Genomic DNA, 20,002 nt, shown 5'->3' with positions numbered 1-20,002 from the left:
CGGCGGGCGGGTCGGCGGGGGCGCGGCCGTCTTCGTGCGGGGTGATGAGGCGGCGCAGCGAGATGGCGATGAGGGATGCGGTCAGGCAGCCGACGATGACGAGGGCGATCCACACGCCGCCCAGGCCGAGCTGCAGCAGTGGCCCCGCGCTGACTGGGGCGACGACGCCGGAGACGCCCCACACCATGCCGGCGAGCGCGTTGTAGCGCCCGCGCAGCTCGTCGGTGGCCAGCGCGTTGACCAACGTGGGCAGCGTGGGCGAGAGCAGGGTCTCGCCGAAGGCGAAAACGGCGGCGAAGCTGATCACGCCCAGGGCGCTGACGATCGCGCTGGCGCCGTCGACGACCCCGGCCAGGCCGAGCACGACCCACGACACGGCAAAGATGGCACCGACGAAGGCGAGCGAGGTCGCGCGGCTGCGGCCCTCGATCTTTTTGATGACAAACAGCTGCGCCAGCACGATGACGGCCGTGTTGGCGGTGAAGGCGTAGCCCACGATCTGCGGCGACACCCCGGCAACGTTGATGGCGAATCCGGAGAATCCCACCTCCAGCTGGGCATAGCCCGAGGTGGTGAGGAGCAGGCTGAACAGGATCAGCCGCCGGAACGGTCGGTGCCGCAGCACCTCAAGGTAGCCCCGCTGCCGGCCGCGCTCGGCCGTCGGCTGGGGCTCCACGAGCCGCAGCCCCACGCCAGGCATGGACATGAGCACCACCACGGGTGCGAAGTAGCACAGCATGTTGAGCAGATAGATCACCTGGAAGCTGGGCAGATGCTCAGTGTCCACAACGGACCCAGAGATGGCCGCGCCCACGCCGATGCCCAAATTGAGCAGGGCGAACTGGAGGCCGAACACCTTTTGCCGCTCGCCGTCGCTGGTGACCGATGTGAGAATGGTGTTTTGCCCGGCCCAGATCGAGCTGCCCACCAGTGCGCCGAAGGTCATCGTGAGCGCGAACTGCCACGTCTGGCTGGCCAGGGCGAGCCCGCCCATCGCCAGACCCTCGAGCACCAGCGCGGGAAGCACCACCCGGCGCGCGCCGAACCGGTCGATCAGCGTGCCGCCGATCGGGGCCGCGAACAGCGTCAGCAGGCCGAACCAGCCGATCAGCAACCCCGCCGTGCTGCCGGGAATGCCGTGCACCTCGGTGAGATAGATGAACAGGAACGGCAGCGTGAAGCCACGACCGAGCGCGGAAAAGATGGTGCCCACAAGGATGCGCCGGGCCTTTGGGCTGGCGGGCATGGCTTCACGAAACATGCCGCCAGTCTTTCGCCGGGGTATGACAATCAGCCACCGATTTAACCGGCCCTGTGTCCACGGCCACACCGGGCCGTTCCGTCACACCCCGTTGCTGCCGGCTACTGCGGTGCGGCCGACGACGAGGCCGCCGGTCGCGGGGTTTCGCCCGAGGCCGGGGCCAGGCAGAAGACCTGGCTCTCGAACATCACGGTGGGCTTGGTCTGGTCGCATTCGCTCTTCGACGACACAGCAGACACCACCTTGAACGCACCTGTCTCGGAGCAGTCCGCCTTGACGGCCTCGTTTTGCCCCTGCTGCTTGACGCAGTCCCCAACGGCGAACGGCGGACCGGACACGAGCCGGTCGAGCAGCAGCAGCACACCGAACGCGATGGCGAGCAGCGCGGCGCATCCGGCGAGCACCCCGACGATCAGTCGTCCCTTCCGCTCCGGCTTTTGTTCTGCAGGCACCGGCGAGGCTGCAGGCGAAGGCGAAGCCCCGGGAGATGGCGCGGCTCCCGGCGGTAACGGAGCCCCGGGGGAGAGTGGAGCCCCAGGTGAGAGTGGAGCCCCAGGTGAGAGTGGAGCCCCAGGTGAGAACGGCGTCCCGGGGGCGGGCGACGTGACGGCGGGGTACGCCGTCCCGGACTGCGTGGCGAACTGGTCGTAATTGGACTGTGCGGCCCCGGCCGGTACCTGATGCTGCGGCAGTTGCGGTCCGCGCTGCGCCGGCACGGCGGGTGACATCGGCGCGACGGGCGAACCGGGAGGTTGCTGTTCCAACAGATCACTGAAGGTGTGCTGCCGTCCCTGCCGTGGCAGATTGGGCGGCGGCTGAGCTGGTGCGATCGGCTCCGGCGGCGCGGTCGCCGTGGCGCCCGCGGGCGAACCGTAGACCGTCGACGACCGTCCGGTCGGCACGGCCGCCGTCGGGTCGGGTTGCGAGACATGCACGGCCCGTGCCGTGGCCTTCACCGATCCAGTCCCCGCCCCTGTCCCTGCGCCGACCGGCTCGGGGGCCGACCGTGCGGGCGCCTCCGGCGATGGCGGCACTGCGGTCCCGGCGGCTGCCGAGCCGTACACACGCCCAGTGGGTTTGGACAGCGCGGGTGGCACCTCCGTCGGGCTGATCCGGCTGGCTGGCGGCACGGCCGCAGCCACACGCACCGAAGCCGATGCCGCCCCTGCAACCGCGGCGGCTCCAGCCGCAGCCGCCCCTGCAACGCTGTCACCAAGCGACGAAGGGTCCTGCACCGGCTCGCGATAATCGGCAGCGGACGCTTCGCCACCAGTGAAGGAGCCGCCGGCAGACGAGTCACCAGCCGAGGCGCCACCAGCTGACGAGCCGCCAGCCGAGGCGCCACCAGCAGACGAGCCGCCAGCAGACGAGCCGCCAGCCGAGTAATCGTTAGCAGGCGGGCCGCCAGCTGAGAAGTCGCCAGCAGGCGGGCCGCTAGCCGAGTAATCGTTAGCAGGCGGGCCGCCAGCGGCGGAGAACGCCGACTCACCGAAGCCAGATGAGGCCGACCCGAAATCCGACGAAGGCGGGCTGAAGTCAGACGATGGCGACCCGAAATCCGACGAAGGCGAACTGAAGTCAGACGATGGCGAACTGAAGTCAGACGATGGCGAACTGAAGTCAGATGACGCCGACCCGAAATCTGACGAAGGCGAACTGAAGTCAGACGATGGCGAGCTGAAGACCGGCGCTGGGGGCTCGGTGTATGCCGCAGGTGGTTCGATGAATGCGGCCGGGGGCGGTGGCGGCTCCTCGTAGGTAAACGGCGCCGGGACCGGTTCCGGCTCATTGACGGCGTCGAACGAGGAGGACGCCGACTGCGGCTCCCAGGGTTTTGGCGCCGACTGCTTGGGCGCATTGCCCGCGGCGAACGCCGACCACGAACCAGCGGGCCCGCCGACCGCCGCTTCTGGAATCTCCGGAATGGACGGAGACTCGAACGGAGCGGACGGCGGGTCGTATGGACTGGCCGAAGGCTCGTATGAATTGGACGGAGACTCATATGAGCCGGCCGAACGTTCGTATGAATTGGACGGAGACTCGTACGGGTCGGCCGAAGGCTCGTATGAATTCGGCGGGGGCTCATATGCGGCCGGCGGCGGCGCGGCCGCCCCCGAGTCGTCAGCCGTGCCCGTGTCATAGGAACCCGAGTCATACGACGATGACGATGTGGACCAACCATCGTACGAAGGTGTCGACACCGCGTCCGGTGGGAAGGCGTCATGCGTCACGCCGGGGATCGGCATCACCGCGGGCGCGGGAACATAAGTCGAGGCGGGCGGCTCTTCCGACGGGAACCCGGGAAACGAGCTTTCCTCTGAAGAAGACGAGGAAGACGACGAAGAAGGAGGCGACGACGAAGAAGCCGACGCAGAAGACATCTCCGGCGTATAGGGCGTGAACGCCGGGAACTCGTCCGGCGCGGCCGGTGCCTCGAAGAGTCCAAACGCGCGCTGCGTGCCTTGTTCGGCCTGCTCTTGTTCCTCGGGTGCCTGGCCTGACGCCGGCTGGCCGAACGCTGGCGGCTGCCAGCCGTGCTGCTGCGGTGTTTCGGACATGATCTTCGGTCCTCCTCGTGTGCGCTGCCCAAACTACCGGGACCGCGCTAGAAGTGGAACCCGAGTCCTTCCCGCCCGCCGTGCCACCCTCACCACCAGCGAAAACTTAAAAGCCCCGGAAGATCCCGGGGCTTTAAGTCATCGAAGTGAACGAAGGATGGATGAGGTCAACGGATCGCTGAGCACCATGTCCCTGGCGTCGCGAGCCCGTGGCCGGGCACCGACGTGATGCGATGTCGCGGTCGACGCGGTGCGGCTGCGGTGGCGCCTGAAGATGTTCATGCCAATTATTACACCGCAGCCGACCACTCGGCTCAAACGATTATTCGGTGAGCCAGCACACTCACCTAAGAATCATCGGGAGGCGTTCCGGGCGCGCAGCTCATTCCACTTGCTGCACGCGTCCTGGTCGATCTGGTGCTTCTTGATCTCAGCGGCGGCGTTCTGCCTGGACAGGTTCCACGAGTACCACTGCTCAGACGTGTTCTCCAGATCGTCCTGGATCCGTAGCAGCGCACAGCTCTTGTACGGCTCCGGCAGCTTGACCAGCTCACCAATCGCGTCGCTCGTGAGGAACTGCAGGTACCCCAAATCAAAGGTCTTCAAATAGGCCGGGTTGTTGCGGTTGTCCTCGAATCGGTTGATGTTCTGCTCCGCGATATACCTTTCCGGGTTCACCGAAGCCAGCCCGAGCAGCATCAACGCGAAGCTGGCGATGATCGCCCGCGGGAACCAGGCCGCCCGCAGCCGCACCCCGGCCACGATCACCAGCAGGAACACAAACCCGAGGAAGATCTCGACCGCACCGAAGAACAGCCGCTCCCGCGTCCATCCCAGGGCGTTCATATAAAGCCACATCCGGTACCCCGCCGAGGCCACGATGACCAGGCTGAGCGCCACCAACGCGCCCAGCAGCGCACGCAGGATGAGCCGCTCCCGCGGGGTCTCCTTGGGCGCCCAGCGCGCCGCGCACCCGATCACCACCAGCGTGAGCAGCGTGACGACGACCAGCTGGCCGAAACCCTGCACCGCATAGGTCGAGAACGTGTGCCCCTTCGGCGCCGCCTTGCTGAACAGATAGGACATCTGCACCGCCACGAACCCGGCGAACAGCAGCACCAGCGCGCCCAGCGGCAGCACCAGCTCGATCGTGCCGATCCGCCGCGATGCCGGACGCTCCAATCCGGACAGATCCGGCGGCGCCAGCACCACGAAGATCGCGCCCGCCGTCAGCAGCCCACCGATGATCAGCTTGAGCAGCCCGTTCCGGATGGACACGAAGTTCAGGTCCGGGATGGCGTTGCTCACGATCTCGGCGAAGGCCGCGTCGGCCCACGCGAACAACCCGCCGAACACGACCAGCAGCACCACCGTGGCGACGATGGCCAGCCCGGTCCGGCTGGTCGTGGTCTGCTTGTCGCGCGCCCTGTTCCACGCCCCGAAGCCTTTGGACAGCCACGGGATCGAGCGGAAGAACGCCAGCACGGGCGTCGCCGCCGCGAAGATGACCGCCCGCACCGACTGCCCGCCCGCGACGGCCAGCGCGAAGCAGCCCAGCGCACCCAGCGCGCAGATGTAGTGCAGCCAATAAGCGTTGAGGAACGTGCCAACGGACAACAGTGCCAACGCGAGCACGGCCCAGCCTGCCCGCACCAGCCGCTCAGTCCGGTCGTCGGGGATCGGCGCGTACCTTGCCGCGTGCGCCACCGTCCCGACGATCACCAGCCCGACCAGGAACCACCCGATCCCGGGCCGGGTCAGCGGCAGCGCGATGGCCGTGGCGAGCCCGCCCACCAGCGCGGCCAGCCACGCGGCCGGACCACCCCCGTACGACGGACCCGCCCACCGCGTCGCGATGAACCCCGGCGGCGGGGGCGGTATCGGCGGAAACAGTGACGCTGACGGCGGTTTGGCGGGCGATTCCGGTTCCCACGTGGGCGGCGTTGCCGCCTGATCGGGCGCTGGCGCCTGATCAGGGGTCGACGCGACCTCTTGTGGGGTGTCAGTTGTGGTCATCGGGGGCTCCAGTGCAGGGAAGGATTATCCGGATGCGACAGCCGATCCCATCCGGCGGATCGACGATCGCGATGGTGCCTTGATGCAGGTTGACCACCCAACGCGCGATGGCCAGCCCGAGCCCGGTGCCACCATCGCCGCTGGAGGGGTGGCCTCGGGTAAAACGCTCGAACACCGCTTGCCGTTGCAGTGGTGGCACACCGGATCCCCGGTCGGCCACCTCGAAGACCGTAACCGTTCCGTGATGTTCCGCGCTGACCCGAATCGGCTCACTCACAGGGCTGTGCCGGGCCGCATTGTCGAGCAGATTGGCAAATACCTGGTGAAGCCGTCCCGGATCGGCGGAGATCGTCAGAGACTCATCCACTTTGGTGAGTTCGAAATGGGCGTTCGGATGAGTCAGCCGGGCGCCCGAGACGACATCCGCGAGGAAGTCCGCGACACCAATCGGTTCGAGCTCCAGCGCGAGGGCTCCGGCGTCCACCTTGGACAGATCCAGCAGCTCGGTGACCAACCGGCCGAGCCGTTCCGTCTGGGCCAGCGCGGTTTTGAGCGTTTCAGGGTCGGGCTGGCTCACGCCGTCGACGAGGTTTTCCAGCACCGCCTGCAGGGCCGTGATCGGCGTGCGCAGTTCATGCGACACGTTGGCCAGCAGCTCCCGTCGCTGCCGGTCCACCGCGCCGAGGTCCGCGGCCATCATGTTGAACGCCCGCGCGAGCTCGCCCACCTCGTCCCGGCTGGTGGCACGCACCCGCAGGCTGTAGTCGCCGCGGGCCATGGCCTGCACGGCCGCGGTCATCTCGCGCAGCGGCTTGGTCATGCCGTGCGCGAAGATCTGCAACATGATCACGCCGACCGAAGCGGCCGTGAACGCGGTGCGCCAGGCGACCGAGCCGATCAGGATCCAGAACACCGAGATCCCCGCGCCGCCCGAGATCCCCAGCAGGATGCTCAGCTTCAGCTTGATTGACCGAAACGGATCCAGTGGCCGGGGCAGCCGCTCGAAAATTCGCTGGATTTGCTGAATCATGTGGCTTCTAAGGCATATCCGACACCATGCACGGTCCGGAACAGGTCGGCCCCGAGCTTGCGCCGCAATGCCTTGATGTGCGAATCGACGGTCCGCGTGCCGCAACCCTGCGCCCAGCCCCAGACCTCGGCCAGGAGCCGTTCCCGCGACAGCACGCTGCGGTGCCGCTCCGCCAGATAAATCAAGAGATCGTATTCGGTGGGGGTCAAATGAGCTTCGACGCCGTCTCGCCGTACCCGCCGCTCATTCTTATTGATTTGGAGGGTACCGAGTGAGAGCACGGCATCCGCCGCGCGCGCACCTGACGCGCGCCGCAGCAGGGCGTGCACCCGTGCCGCCAGCACGCGCACCGAGAACGGCTTGGTCAGGTAGTCGTCCGCGCCCACGGCGAGCCCCACCAGCAGGTCGTTTTCGTCGTCACGCGCGGTGAGCATGAGCACCGGCACGTGACGCCGCGCCTGGACCCGCCGGCACACCTCCAGCCCGTCGAACCCGGGCAGCATCAGATCGAGCACGATGAGATCGGGGTCGAGCCGCGCGGCGAGTTCCACGCCCGCCGGCCCGCTCGCCGCGTGATCCACGCTGAACCCCTCGGCCCGCAGCCGTGCGACGACCGACCCCGCAATGGCCGGATCGTCCTCCACCACCAGAATCCGCCGGTTTTTCAATGGCCTCCCTCCGCTGCGCTCCGCGGGGCATGCCTGTTGATTCACTCGGGCAGGCCCACGCTCATGCCACAGACCATAGCCGCAGGTTGTGGAGAAGTTGTGTGCCATATGCAGCTCCTTACGGAGCCGCTTTTGATCCCGAAGCGGTCAAAAACCCGGACTGGACCACCTGCTCAGTGAACCTGACGTCTTTCGCACGGCTTGACTCGGCCACGAAAGCGGTCCGAGTCAAGCCGCTGCGTAAATCAATAGGCACCTTTGCGGCCGATGACGACTCCGACCGTGCGCCACAGGATCGCCAGATCGTAGGCCAGTGACCAGTTGTCCACGTAATACAGGTCCAGCCGCACGGCCTCGTCCCAGCTCAGGTCGGACCGCCCGGACACCTGCCACAACCCGGTCATGCCGGGGCGCACCAGCAGCCGCCGCCGCACGTCGCCCAGGTAGTCGCCGTCCTCGGCGGGCAGCGGGCGCGGCCCGACCAGCGACATCTCGCCCTTCACCACGTTGATCAGCTGGGGCAGCTCGTCCAGCGAGGTGGCTCGTAGGATGCGCCCGATCGGCGTGACCCGCGGGTCGTCCTTGATTTTGAAGAGCATGCCGTCGCCCTCGTTTTCGGCGAGCAGCTTGCTCTTGCGCTCCTCTGCGTCGGTGTACATGGTGCGGAACTTCCAAACCTTGAACACGCGGCCTTCGTGCCCCACGCGCAGCTGCCGGAAGAACGCGGGCCCGGGATCGGTGAGCCGGATCGTGATCGAGATGATCAGGAAGAGCGGCGCCAGCAGGATCAGGCCCAGCGTGGCGGCGACCCGGTCGAGCAGGTTTTTGGCGAGCCACGCCAGCCCGGACAGCTTGGGCTCCTCGACGTGCAGCAGGGGCAGGCCCTCGATGGGCCGGATGTGCACGCGCGGCCCGGCCACGTCGGTGAGCTGGGGCGCGACCACGAGATCGATGCCCGTGCCTTCGAGCTGCCAGGCGAGCCGGCGCAGCTCGTCGGGCTCGGCACCGGCCGACCCGCACACCGCGATGGTGTCGGCCTTGAGCTCGCGCACCAGCTCGACCAGGTCGCGCCCGTGATAGACGGGCACCGGCACCTGGGCACGCCGCGACGCGGGCACGCTTTCGGTCAGGTGGATGGCGACGGGCACAAGACCGGTGGCCGCGTTCCGCGCGACCACCTTGTGCACGAACAGGGTCTCGGGCAGTGAGCCGACGAGCAGCATGCGGTGGTTGGCCAGGCGGGCGTGTTTGCGCACGATATGCAGCGCTTTGCGGGACAGCATGCGAGTCGCGAGGATGAACACCATCGCGGACACCACGACCACGGCCACCGAGAGCCGGGAGATGTCGACCTTCACGCCGAACGCGATGAAGGCCACGCTTGCCAGCACGGCGATCGCCGCGCGGAACACGCGTTTGAACTCCTCGGTGCCGATGCCGACGACGCGCCGGTCGTAGGCGCCGTTGGCCCACAGCAGCAGCAGCCAGCCCAGCGGCAAGCCCACATAGGCAATCAGCTGGAAGACACGGTCGTCGTCGAAGCCGGCGGTGACGCGGTCGTTGGTGAATATGGACACCGCGGTGTGCGTGGCCGCGACGGCGCACAGCACGTCGGTCAAAATGAGGCAGAGCACGTAGTAGCGATGCCACTTCGCCCGTCTCGCGGCCGGTCGCGCGAAAGCGCTGCGGGCAACGCCGTTGGTCTCCGCTCTCCTGCCCCGATCTGGGAGATAACCTGCAGCTTCTCCAGACAGCTTAGGCAGGCGAGGGTCGGATACGGGGGTGGGATGTCTCAGGCTCGTTGACACCTTTGCTGGGTCCTCCCGTACGTCGCTTGCCTGCCCTGCGATGCCGCCGGTCGTCGCTACGGCCGAGCCGGCTGAACGCGTTTGCTGACGGGGGTTACCCACGACGTTCAGTCTCGCACGGTATGTCCGAGGTTGTCGGCCACCCCAGGGACATCAGGACCGGCACACTATAACCGGCCTGGATGGACGGGGAAACTAGCGAAGCAGGCGCGAAAGCCGTCGATCGGCGAGCGGCTTGCCGCCCGTTTGGCAGGTCGCGCAGTATTGCAGGCTCGAATCCGCGAACGAGACCTCGCGCACAACATCTCCACACACTGGACATTTTTGGCCGGCGCGACCGTGCACCCGCATGCCGGCGCGCTTTTCGGCCTTGAGCGTGGCCGCCTTCTGCCCGACCGACCGGGTCACGGCCTCGGTGAGGATGTCGACCATCGCCTGGTGCAGTTGCTCGATCTGTGCCCGGGTGAGCTTGTCGGCCCGCGCGAAGGGGGACATCTTCGCGGCGTGCAGGATCTCGTCGGAGTAGGCGTTGCCGATGCCCGCGATGATCTGCTGGTCCCGCAGCACGCCCTTGATCTGGGAGTTTTTGCCCTTGAGCAGGTCGGCAAGCCCGTCGACATCGAGGCTGAGGGCATCGGGCCCGAGCCTGGCCACGCCCGGCACCTGCTTCGGGTCTTTCACCAGATAAGCCGCGAGCTTTTTCTGGGTACCGGCCTCGGTCAAATCAAATCCGGAACCGTCAGAGAGCCGCACTCTCACGGCGATGGGTCCGCTGCCCGGCTTGAGCAGGGTTTTCGGGAGTTCCTCCCGGTAGTGCAGCCAGCCCGCGCGGGCCAGATGGATCACCAGGTGAAGATCGTCGCCCAGCTGCAGGTCGAGGAACTTGCCGTGGCGTGCGGCTCCGGTCAGCGTGCGGCCGGAGGCGGCCGACATCGGCGGGTCGAACGTCTTGAGCGCACTGATCGCCGACACGTCGACCCGCTCGACGGTCAGGCCAACCGCGCGCTCGTGCAGGTACGCTGTCAGCGCTTCTACCTCGGGTAACTCTGGCACGGACCTATTGTGCTCCATATGGCGCTACGCGTCCTGGTCGCGCACCATCGCTACCGGCCGGCGCCGCCGTCGGGGGAGAACTGGTCGGCGTGCGCCTTGCTGATTCCTGCCGCGACCGTGCCCACACCCACCTCGTCGAGCATGAGATCCGCATGCTGGCCGAGGCCGGCGTGCAGGTCGTGCCGCCGCTGCCGTCCGTGAGCGAGATGCCCGCCTGGCGCCGGCTGCCGCTGCCGCTCGCGCCGATCTGGTCGCCCGTCACGATCCCCGACGCCGATCTGATCCAACTACCGGCACGTGTGCGCGTCGGGACTGTACTCAAGGAGCTGACATGATCCTGGTCTTGGGCGCAAGCGGCACCACGGGCCGCCGGGTTGCGCATCAGTTGCGTTCGGGCGGCCACTTCGTGCGCCCCGCGTCCCGCCACGGCGACGTCCACTTTGACTGGTCAGAACCGGGCTCGTGGCAGTCGGCGGTCGCCGGATCCAAGCGGATGTATCTGATGGCGCCCGACGGCGTGGCCGTCGATCCCGCCTTCGTCAAGTCGGCCGTGCAGTGGGGCGTGCGGCGCATCGTCCTGCTGTCGAGCCGGTCGATCGAGACGATGGGCGACGAGCGGCTCATGGCCGCGGAGCAGACCGTGCGCGCAGCCGATGCCGAGTGGACCATCGTGCGTGCCACCTGGTTCAACCAGAACTTCGACGAGGGCTTCCTGCGCGAGGCGGTGCTGGGCGGGGAGGTCGCCCTGCCACTGGGCAATGCGCGCTACGCATTCGTGGACGCCGAGGACGTCGCGACCGTGGCCGCGACGGCCCTGATCGGGGACGAACACGCGGGCGAAACCTACGAGGTGACCGGGCCGTACGCGCTGTCGTTCGCCGAGGCCCTGGAGATCATCAGCCGCGCGTCGGGCCGGACCATCCGCTTCCTCGGCGGGGACGACGACTACGTGAAGGCACAGGGTCGGCCGCGCGAGCAGATGCTCGGTGAGCTCCAGGCATTCCGGGCACTGCGCGAGCAGGGCGATGAGGTGCCCACCGACGCGGTCGAAGGGGTGACCGCGCGGCCGCCGCGCCGGTTCGAGGACTACGCCAGAGCCGTGTGGGCGTGAACAGGCTCACGAGCAGGAAGACCGTGTTCACGAGCGCATGGAACGCACAAACCAGATGAGCCGGCCCGGCGCGCGAAGACGAGCACCAGCCCCACGAGCGTGACCACCGTCGGTCGAACGCGTAAACGCGCTGCGTAGAGGGCGAGGATCGCGCCGAGGCGCCGGCTGAGCGCCTCGGAGTAGATCCCGCCTCCCCGTTCGCGGCGTAGAAGTCGGCTAGATGCAGCACAAACCTCATTCCATAACAAGTCTTGTGAGTTGCCCACAAGACGGTCACGATGTCCGTACGGTGCGTTCAACGGGTCACGTTCCGAGGGAGTGATTTGATGATGCAGCCAATTCCCGTCCGTCAAGCGATGAGCAAGCCGGTCCTCCTGATCGGCCCCGAGCACACACTGCGCCAGGCGGCCCAGCTCATGATGCAGCGGCATGTCGGGTCGGCGGTCATTCACGACCCCGAGGGCGAGGGCTGCGGGATCATGACCGAGCGCGACGTGCTCTATGCGATCGGCCAGGGGTGCGATCCCGATGTGGAGACGTGCCGCGACCACATCACGTGGGACGCGGTCTACGCCCACCCGGATTGGAGCCTGGAAGAGGCCGCGACCGTCATGACCCGTGGCGGCTTCCGCCACCTCGCCGTCGTGGAGGACGACGAGGTGATCGGTGTGCTGTCCGTGCGCGACCTGATGCGCGAGTGGTCCAGGCGCCAGGCGGAGGCGACCGCCACCGTCTGACCAGCCAAACGCCCTTCGTGAAGGGCTCCGGCGGGACTCGTTAGGCTGTCCGGCATGACCGCCGAGCAGCTCATCTCGTTTGCCCGTGGCGCGCCGAGCCTGGACATCATCGACATCAAGGGCCTGTCGGACGCCGCCGTCCGCGCCTTTGCCGCCGATCCCGCTGGGATTACCGCCTATGGGACCTCCTATGGGTACCCGCCGCTGCGCAAGTGGATCGCGGACAAGCACGCGGTCGAGGCCGACCGGGTGCTCGTGACGAACGGCTCGCTGCAGGCCGACGCGTTCATCTTCGATTATCTCGTGAAGCCCGGCGACCACGTGATCGTCGAGAAGCCGACGTACGACCGCACGCTGCTCAACCTGCGCAACCGCGGCGCGGTGGTCCACCAGATCACGCTGCACCCCGACGGCCTCGATGTGGCCGAATTGCGCGTGCTGCTTGAGTCGGGCGTGCGCCCCACGCTCGCCCACATCATCCCCAACTACCAAAACCCCGCCGGCACGACGCTCTCCCTCGCCAAGCGTCACGAGCTGCTCGCCCTCGCGGCCGAATACGGCTTCACCATCTTCGAGGACGACCCCTACGTCGACATCCGCTTCCGCGGTGAGCCACTGCCCTCGATGCTCTCGCTGGACACGGCAGGAGTCGTGGTCCACGCGAGCTCGTTCACCAAGACCGTGTGCCCGGGTGTGCGCGTGGGCTACCTGATCGCGCAGACCGCGCAGATCGACGACATCGCCAAGCACGCCACCAACCTGTACATCTCCGCCGGGCAGGTCGCCCAGGGCATCGTGCACGAGTTCTGCGTGTCCGGTGACATCGACCGTTCAATCGCGACAGTCAGCGCCGCCTTGGCCGAGCGGGCAACGGTCTTGGCCGAATCGTTACGTCGACGGATGCCCGGCATCGAATTGACCGAGCCCGATGGCGGCTACTTCCTCTGGGTCAAGCTGCCCGACGATGTTCACGTCGACAAGCTGGCCCCGGCGGCCGCCGAGCGCGGTGTCGCGGTCGTCAAGGGCTCAGACTTCCTGCTAGAGGGCGGTGAGCACGAGCTGCGCCTGGCGTTCAGCGCGGTCACGCTGGATCAGGTCGACGAGGGTGTGCGCCGCCTGGCCGAAGCGGTCGAAGCGGTACGAGGCTGAAAAATCACTAATCCGACGATGGTTCTGTCAGGAAACCGACAGAACCATCGCCTTCCTTAGCGCGTGCTAGCCGGATCACAATGCGTCGGGCGTCATTGTCTAGCGCACCTAGGCATAGCGACGCACAGACTTTGCCTTCCATCCCCCTGAAGGAGCGTCACCCACCCCCACCCCGGGTGTCGTTCCCAGAAGGTGGGCACGCGCCCTCTGTCGCGCATGCCGCACCTTCTTAAAACCGGGTGGGCCGCCCGCACCCCCATCCCCCCGATCGCGGACGGTCCACCCGGCACCCTCTGTGCCTCCTTGCTCGTGCCAAGCAACTCGCGAGGCATCGCCGCCCTTAAGCCGGTCTCTTCCCTCCTGATCTTGGGGCACAAGCCTGTGGCTTACCCAAGATCGCTCAGTCCGGAGAAGGGCAACGGCGATGCGGAAGACAGGGGTCAAAGTGGATCGGAAGGTATCTGACGGGTGGTTGCGGTCGGAGACGGGGCTCAAATCGGGGCTCAGGGGTTGGCGGGTGAGGCGCGGCTAACCTGACGGGGGATGTTTTTCTGATCGCGGGAGGTGGATGCCGTGGCCAACGAGAACTTCAAGTCCAGTAGTGAGCGGTTGACGCGGGCGTTCGCCGCCCGTGCGCGGGCGATGAGCCGGATGTGGGCGGTCGAGGCGGCGGGCACGGGCGTGCCCGTGCAGGCGCCCGACCATGACGCCATTGTGGACTGTGCGCTCTACCTCGACGGCAAGCGGCAAGACGACGGCATTCTCGACTACCGCGAGGCGCTCAACGTGGCGCGTGCCACGCGCGGCGCGTTCGTCTGGTTGGGCCTGCACGCACCGAGCGCGGCGCAGATGACCGGCATCGCGGAAGCGTTCGGGCTGCACGAGCTCGCCGTCGAGGACGTGGTCGCCGCAGGGCAGCGGCCCAAACTGGAGCAGTTCGGCGAGGTGTGGTTCATGGCCCTGCGGGCCGCGCGCTACGTCGAGCACGCCGAGCTCACCGAGCACTCCGAGGTGGTCGACACCGGTCAGATCATGCTGTTGCTCGGCAAGGACTTCGTGATCACGGTCAGGCACGGTGAGGCGTGCCGGCTCAAGCCGGTGCGCGAGCGCCTGCAGCGCAAGCCCGAGCTGCTGAGGCAGGGCCCGTGGGCGGTGGCCTACGGCGTGATGGACCAGGTCGTCGACCTGTATCTGTCCGCATCGGACGGCATAGCCCAGGACGTCGACTCGATCGAGGAGCAGGTGTTCGCCCGCGAGCCGCAATCCAGCGGCCGGATGCAGCGCATCTATCAGCTCAAGCGGGAGCTGGTCGAGTTCAAGCGGGCCGTGCTTCCGCTGCAGCGGCCCATGCTCGCGCTCGTGTCCGATACCCCCGAAATCCCCAAGGATCTTCGAAAGTATTTCCGGGACGTACAGGATCACCTCGCGCGGGTCGTGGAGCGGGTCAACGCGTTCGACGACCTGCTGATCTCGATCATGCAGGCCCGCCTGGCGCAGGTGACCGTCGACCAGAACAACGACATGCGCAAGATCGCATCATGGGCGGCCATCGCCGCCGTGTGGACGGCGATAGCCGGCGTCTACGGAATGAACTTCGACCACATGCCCGAGCTGGACTGGAAATACGGGTATCCGTTCATGCTCGCGCTGATGTTGGCGATCTCCTTCGCTCTGTACCGGGCTTTGCGGCGCAACGGCTGGCTCTGATTCTTTGCTCGTGCCAAAGCGATCCGCGACTCAACTGAGCTTCGACTTGATGTTGTCGGTGGCGTCGTTGATCGCCTCGGCGGACTCGTCCGCCTTGGACTTGTAATCGGACTTGTAGTCGGTCTTGCGCATCGACGAGGCGGCCGAGTGAAGTTTGTCGCCCGCCTTGTTCATCGCCTTGCTGGCCTGGTGGCTCATCTTGTCCATGGTGCTGCCGCCCTTGCCCGCGGTCTTGTCCATCATGGACCGGGCGTCGGCCGACATCGAGTCCAACGCCTCGTTCGGGTCGTATTCCGACCACTGGTGGCGCCTGCGGCGGCGCATGACCAGCGCACCGGCCGCGCCCACGGCGGCACCCGCCGCGAGCAGCCCGATCAGCATGCCCATCCTCTTATTGGACACGTTCCTTCCCTTCTTGCCCGCTTTGGCCTTGTTCTTGAGCTTCAACGCGGCGGCCGTCGCATCGGCTGCGCCCTGGCGATAGGCCACCGCCAGCGGCGCGAAGGCATGCGCGGTGGAGTCCCAGCCGCGCATGGCCACGCCGCGCATCTGATGTGCACGCGGTCCCATGGACTTGCCGACCCCGTTCGCCGCGTGGGACGCGGCGGTGAGCAGGTGGTCCCAGCTCTCACCGAGCTCGGCACGCATCAGCTCGCCGCGTGTCTTCCTCGAGAATCCGAACATGATCCCCCGCCTTTCGGATGCCCCCGCATCCGTAGTGCTTTCCCTTTGCATCCTGCCCCGTCGGGCGGCCCCATAACAGGCACATGGGAGAATCTCCCCGGTTAACAGGACGCAGATGAACAGGAGAAACACGTGGCAGACAGCTTGCCGACGAGCGCCGTTTTGCACACCAGCCATGGGGCGATCCGCCTTGAGCTGTTTCCCAATCACGCACCCAAGACCGTGCGCAACTTCGTCGAGCTGGCGGAGGGGACGAGGCAGGGCGCCACGGACCCGCGCAACGGCGCGCCGGTCAGCGGGCCGTATTACGACGGGGTGCCGTTTCACAGGGTCATCGACGGCTTCATGATTCAAACCGGGGATCCGACGGGGACGGGCACGGGCGGCCCCGGTTACACCTTCGCCGACGAGATCCACCCAGAGCTCACCTTCGACAAGCCCTATCTGCTCGCGATGGCCAACGCCGGGCCGGGCCCCAACCGCGCGGGCACCAACGGATCACAGTTCTTCATCACCGTTGGGCCGACGACCTGGCTCAACTTCAAGCACACGATCTTCGGGAAGGTGGCCGACGCCGAGTCCGAGGGCGTCGTCCACGCGATCTCCAAGGTCGAGACGGACGCGGGCGACCGCCCACGGGAGGCCGTCACCATCGAGCGAATTGAGATCGGGCGCTAATCTCGACTGGTGACTTCACCCGCCCAGAGTGGTCAACCGACGATCCCTGTCTGCTACCGCCACCCTGGGCGGGAGACCTATATCCGCTGCACGCGGTGCGACCGGCCGATCTGCCCGGAGTGCATGGTGGTGGCCTCGGTCGGCCACCAGTGCCCGGAGTGCGTGGCCGAGGGCCGGCGTTCGCAGCGCCCGGCCCTCACCCATTTCGGCGGCTCGCAGATCGGCATACAGGGCTATGTCACCAAGATCCTGATCTTCCTCAATGTCGCGGTGTTCGTCATCGGGGCCGTGGCGTTCGGTGGTTCGGTCTTCGGCGGGGCGCGTGGCCTGATCTACCTCGGTGGTGTGGTCGGGCCGTCGTTCCAGGTGGTCGGCGACCCCACGATCTACACGGGCATCGACGACGGTGCGTATTATCGCCTGTTCAGCGCGATGTTCCTGCACGTGGGCATCATTCATCTCGCCCTGAATATGTATGCGCTGTGGGTGCTGGGGCGCTCGCTGGAGGCCGCGCTCGGCCCGATCCGGTTCGGCGCGCTCTACCTGCTCAGCGGGCTCGGGGGCAACGTCGCGTGCTACATCTTCTCGCCCAACGTGCCGTCCGTCGGCGCGTCGACCTCGATCTACGGGCTGTTCGCCGCGTACTTCCTGGTGCTCAAGCGGCTCGGACGGGACGCGACCTCGGTCATCCCGATCATTGTGATCAACATTGTGCTGACGTTCACCATCCCGGGTATCTCCATCGCGGGACACCTGGGTGGACTGGTGACCGGCGCCGTGGCCGGGCTGGGTCTCGCCTATGCGCCCCGGCAAAACCGGACGTTGATTCAGTCGATGGCGTTGGTGGTCACATTCGTGGCCTTGATTGGCATCACCATCGCCGTGGGTGCTATGGGTTGACGTGCGGCGCGGACGCCTGACCGCCGTCGTGCGATCAGTCGGGTCTTTGACTAGACTCGGCCCGATGTATGGGCTGAACAGGGAGCAGCAGTGAAGCTTTCGATCTTGATGCCGGTCTATAACGAGGAAGCCCGGCTCGGCGAGGCTCTCAAGCAGTCCCTAGCTGTGGAATACCCGTGCGACATCGAGCTGGTCGTGGTCAACGACGGCAGCCAGGACAGCACGGCGGAGATCCTTGAGCGTTGCGACGATGCGCGCCTGCGGGCGATTCACCACCCCAAAAACATGGGCAAGGGCGCGGCCATCCGGACCGCCGCCGAGTCCGCCAACGGCGACTACATGATCATCCTTGACGCCGACCTGGAATATGACCCGAAGGACATCCCGCGCCTGCTGCAGCCCGTGCTCGACAACCGGGCCACCGTGGTCTACGGCAACCGGACGTTCGGCGGCCACGCCGCCTACTCGTTCTGGTATGTGATGGGCAACAAGGGCGTCACGCTCGCGGCCAACGTCCTGTTCAACTCCTACATCGGCGACCTTGAGACGTGCTACAAGCTCATGCCGCTGGAGCTCTACCGCTCGCTCAACGTCAAGTCGCGCGGGTTCGGCATGGAGGCCGAGGTCACGGGCAAGCTGCTGCGCCGGCGGATCCGGCCCTACGAGGTGCCGATCAGCTACACGGCCCGCACCCGCGAGGAGGGCAAAAAGATCACGTGGCGCGACGGCGTCGAGGCGCTGTGGATCCTGATGCGCGAGCGCATGCGCCCGCTCAAGCAGCCCGCAGCGTTACCTTCCCCACGTGCTGGTTCGACGCCACCAGCGCATGAGCCGCGGCAGCCTGAGCCATCGGAAAAGTCTGGTAAATAACGGGCCGGATCGTGCCGTCGGCCAGCAACGGCCAGACCGTGTCGCGTACCCCCAAAATAATCCGGGTCTTCTCCTCGACCGGCCGCGACCGCAACGTCGTCCCGGCGACCAGGGCACGCTTGGCCAGGAGCCGGGCCAGATCCAGCTCGGCCCTGCGGCCACCCTGCAGCCCGATGACCACCAGCCGGCCGCCGGTGGCCAGCGCGCTGAGGTTGCGGTCCAGATAGGACGCTCCGATGATGTCGAGTACCACGTCGGCCCCGACCTTGCTGAAATCCTCGCTCGTGTAGTCGAGGCAGACGTCCGCGCCAAGCTCCATGAGCGCCGCGTGTTTCGCGGGCCGGGCGGTGGTGATGACGCGTGCCCCGAGCGCCCTCGCGTATTGGATGGCGAACGTGCCGATGCCGCTGCCACCCCCGTGGATCAGGATCGTCTCGCCGGCGCGCAGCCCGGCGACCATCGTGAGGTTGGAATAGACCGTGCATGCGGCCTCGGGCAGGGCCGCCGCCTGCTCCAGCGTCAGGCCGCGGGGTACGGGCAGCACGTGCTCGGCGGGCACGGCCACGCGCTCGGCGTAGCCACCGCCCGACAGGAGCGCGCACACGGGCTCGCCGTCGGCGAACCCCGAGCACTCCAGCCCCGGGATGTCGGGGGCGCCGGGCGGGGGCGGGTAATGCCCGGCCACCTGGAGCAGGTCGGCCCGGTTCACGGCCGACGCCACCACGTCAATCAGCACCTCGCCCGGGGCGGGCACGGGATCGGGCACTTCGCCCCAAACGAGCTCGCCGGGCACCGGGACCGTTATGGCATGCACGATGACACGGTATTATTCAGTGCTCCAGAATGGGCCCGGAGGGTTCGCCTAGTGGCCGATGGCGGCGGTCTTGAAAACCGCTAGGGCGGCGACGTCCTCAAGGGTTCGAATCCCTTACCCTCCGCTTTTAGCTCACGCACAGGCAAAACGGGTGTCCCGCGGGGTCGAGGAAGACCCGGAAGGATGTGCCGGGCTGGTGCTCGTGCTTGGTCGCGCCGAGCTCGAGCACCGCCGCCTCGGCGGAGTCGAGGTCGTCGACGATCACGTCGAGGTGCATCTGCGGCGGCTTTTCCTGGCTCGGCCAGGCGGGGGGCGCGTAACCCTCGACCTTCTGGAACGAGATGCACTGACCGTAATCGGCGCGGATTTCCGCCCAGTCCGCGGAGGCGTCGACCTTCCAGTCCAGCAGCGCGCCATAGAACTCCGCGAGAGCTCCTGGATCGGGGCAGTCTATGACGAGACTCGGGTAGCGTGCGATAGCCATGCCGCGCATCGTATGTGCGATTCCGGACGATCTACGTCCGTTTCCCCGGCGACAACCGGTGGGAAGGAGGGCGGCCGCCGTCAGCGGAGAGGACCGACCTCGGCCCGCCCTCCTTCCCGAGGTTCCCCGAGCCCATCCGTGTGGAACGGGGAAACCACACGGTCCCGGCAGGGGAACCATTCCGGTCCTGACGCGCCTTCTCTACGCGTCAGGACCGGACCCATCACGACCCGGGTTAGGCAGGCACACCGACCAATGTGGACGTTTCGGCGTCCGATCCGGTCTCGGCCGACTCGTCCTCGTCACCGACCGGTTGCGTCCGCAGCGGCGTAGCCTCGTAGTAGTCCTTGCACATCAAGTCAAATCACCTCCCTTCACGCGCGGCTGGGACAACGTGAACGGACGGATCAGCTTGCTGGTGTTGATGATTTGGGTGTACCCGCACATCGCGCACCGGCATTGGCGGCCGTGCAC

The 20,002-nt window shown here is 67.0% G+C and carries 20 protein-coding genes and 1 tRNA gene; 10 read left to right on the top strand and 11 right to left on the bottom strand.

Annotation, left to right across the window (positions count from 1 at the left end):
• Positions 1–1,261 (bottom strand): MFS transporter (locus DM816_RS16850; protein WP_162907553.1); only part of this gene is annotated, 1,261 nt, incomplete at its 3' end.
• A gap of 101 nt (positions 1,262–1,362) precedes the next feature.
• Complete coding sequence (locus tag DM816_RS16845) at positions 1,363–1,713, bottom strand: LppU/SCO3897 family protein (RefSeq protein WP_162907552.1); 351 nt, start codon at positions 1,711–1,713, stop codon at positions 1,363–1,365.
• Between the two features lie 1,471 nt (positions 1,714–3,184).
• Here DM816_RS16845 and DM816_RS16835 point away from each other — a divergent pair.
• A complete protein-coding gene (locus DM816_RS16835) occupies positions 3,185–3,403 on the top strand; it encodes a hypothetical protein (protein WP_117211184.1) in 219 nt (72 codons plus the stop codon).
• A gap of 770 nt (positions 3,404–4,173) precedes the next feature.
• Here the strand turns inward: DM816_RS16835 and DM816_RS16830 are convergent.
• From DM816_RS16830 to DM816_RS16810, 5 genes are all read right to left on the bottom strand, one after another.
• Positions 4,174–5,835 (bottom strand): DUF4153 domain-containing protein, encoded by a 1,662-nt coding sequence (locus tag DM816_RS16830; RefSeq protein WP_117211183.1) that lies wholly within the window; start codon positions 5,833–5,835, stop codon positions 4,174–4,176.
• A complete protein-coding gene (locus tag DM816_RS16825) occupies positions 5,822–6,970 on the bottom strand; it encodes a HAMP domain-containing sensor histidine kinase (RefSeq protein WP_342768716.1) in 1,149 nt (382 codons plus the stop codon). Before DM816_RS16825 ends, DM816_RS16830 begins: the two co-directional genes overlap by 14 nt.
• Positions 6,862–7,533, bottom strand: a complete 672-nt coding sequence (locus DM816_RS16820; protein WP_211588744.1) for a response regulator transcription factor — start codon at positions 7,531–7,533, stop codon at positions 6,862–6,864. The genes DM816_RS16825 and DM816_RS16820 overlap by 109 nt, the downstream gene beginning before the upstream one ends.
• Positions 7,534–7,778: 245 nt before the next feature.
• Positions 7,779–9,287, bottom strand: coding sequence for a sugar transferase (locus DM816_RS16815; RefSeq protein WP_246001995.1), 1,509 nt, complete (start codon positions 9,285–9,287; stop codon positions 7,779–7,781).
• 249 nt (positions 9,288–9,536) lie between these two features.
• A complete protein-coding gene (locus DM816_RS16810; protein WP_117211180.1) occupies positions 9,537–10,394 on the bottom strand; it encodes an Fpg/Nei family DNA glycosylase in 858 nt (285 codons plus the stop codon).
• Positions 10,395–10,546: 152 nt separating this feature from the next.
• On the opposite strand from DM816_RS16810, the gene DM816_RS16805 reads away from it, so the two are divergent.
• The 5 genes from DM816_RS16805 (at position 10,547) to corA (ending at position 15,098) form a co-directional block, all read left to right on the top strand.
• On the top strand, positions 10,547–10,729 hold the full coding sequence (locus tag DM816_RS16805; RefSeq protein WP_117211179.1) for a hypothetical protein: 183 nt from the start codon (positions 10,547–10,549) through the stop codon (positions 10,727–10,729).
• Complete coding sequence (locus DM816_RS16800) at positions 10,726–11,505, top strand: NmrA family NAD(P)-binding protein (RefSeq protein WP_117211178.1); 780 nt, start codon at positions 10,726–10,728, stop codon at positions 11,503–11,505. Before DM816_RS16805 ends, DM816_RS16800 begins: the two co-directional genes overlap by 4 nt.
• A gap of 338 nt (positions 11,506–11,843) precedes the next feature.
• Complete coding sequence (locus tag DM816_RS16795; protein ID WP_117211188.1) at positions 11,844–12,242, top strand: CBS domain-containing protein; 399 nt, start codon at positions 11,844–11,846, stop codon at positions 12,240–12,242.
• Between the two features lie 54 nt (positions 12,243–12,296).
• Positions 12,297–13,391, top strand: coding sequence for an aminotransferase-like domain-containing protein (locus tag DM816_RS16790; protein ID WP_117211177.1), 1,095 nt, complete (start codon positions 12,297–12,299; stop codon positions 13,389–13,391).
• Between the two features lie 642 nt (positions 13,392–14,033).
• Complete coding sequence (gene corA, locus DM816_RS16785; protein WP_117211187.1) at positions 14,034–15,098, top strand: magnesium/cobalt transporter CorA; 1,065 nt, start codon at positions 14,034–14,036, stop codon at positions 15,096–15,098.
• 30 nt (positions 15,099–15,128) lie between these two features.
• On the opposite strand, the gene DM816_RS16780 is transcribed toward corA, so the two are convergent.
• Positions 15,129–15,782, bottom strand: coding sequence for a hypothetical protein (locus tag DM816_RS16780; protein WP_117211176.1), 654 nt, complete (start codon positions 15,780–15,782; stop codon positions 15,129–15,131).
• Between the two features lie 132 nt (positions 15,783–15,914).
• Between DM816_RS16780 and DM816_RS16775 the strand changes: the two genes are divergently transcribed.
• The 3 genes from DM816_RS16775 to DM816_RS16765 all read left to right on the top strand — a co-directional run bounded on the left by DM816_RS16775 (position 15,915) and on the right by DM816_RS16765 (position 18,230).
• Positions 15,915–16,460 carry a peptidylprolyl isomerase gene (locus DM816_RS16775; protein ID WP_117211175.1) on the top strand — a complete coding sequence of 182 codons (546 nt, stop codon included), beginning with the start codon at positions 15,915–15,917 and terminating at the stop codon, positions 16,458–16,460.
• 9 nt (positions 16,461–16,469) lie between these two features.
• Complete coding sequence (locus DM816_RS16770) at positions 16,470–17,360, top strand: rhomboid family intramembrane serine protease (protein ID WP_246001992.1); 891 nt, start codon at positions 16,470–16,472, stop codon at positions 17,358–17,360.
• Between the two features lie 90 nt (positions 17,361–17,450).
• The gene (locus DM816_RS16765) at positions 17,451–18,230 is read left to right on the top strand and encodes a glycosyltransferase family 2 protein (protein ID WP_117211173.1); all 780 of its coding nucleotides are present in this window, start codon (positions 17,451–17,453) and stop codon (positions 18,228–18,230) included.
• Here the strand turns inward: DM816_RS16765 and DM816_RS16760 are convergent.
• A complete protein-coding gene (locus DM816_RS16760) occupies positions 18,133–19,044 on the bottom strand; it encodes an NAD(P)H-quinone oxidoreductase (RefSeq protein ID WP_117211172.1) in 912 nt (303 codons plus the stop codon). The two genes, DM816_RS16765 and DM816_RS16760, sit on opposite strands and share 98 nt — an antisense overlap.
• Before the next feature lie 37 nt (positions 19,045–19,081).
• On the opposite strand from DM816_RS16760, the gene DM816_RS16755 reads away from it, so the two are divergent.
• Positions 19,082–19,168, top strand: a tRNA-Ser gene (locus tag DM816_RS16755).
• Positions 19,169–19,171: 3 nt separating this feature from the next.
• On the opposite strand, the gene DM816_RS16750 is transcribed toward DM816_RS16755, so the two are convergent.
• Positions 19,172–19,528, bottom strand: a complete 357-nt coding sequence (locus tag DM816_RS16750; protein WP_117211171.1) for a VOC family protein — start codon at positions 19,526–19,528, stop codon at positions 19,172–19,174.
• A gap of 235 nt (positions 19,529–19,763) precedes the next feature.
• Positions 19,764–19,886: a hypothetical protein gene (locus tag DM816_RS45275; RefSeq protein WP_281274337.1), complete on the bottom strand. Its 123-nt coding sequence runs from the start codon at positions 19,884–19,886 to the stop codon at positions 19,764–19,766.
• Positions 19,887–20,002 lie beyond the last annotated feature (116 nt).

The organism is Allorhizocola rhizosphaerae (genome assembly GCF_003426775.1).
In the GTDB taxonomy this organism is placed as follows: domain Bacteria; phylum Actinomycetota; class Actinomycetes; order Mycobacteriales; family Micromonosporaceae; genus Allorhizocola; species Allorhizocola rhizosphaerae.
This window is presented reverse-complemented; position numbering and strand designations above follow the sequence as displayed.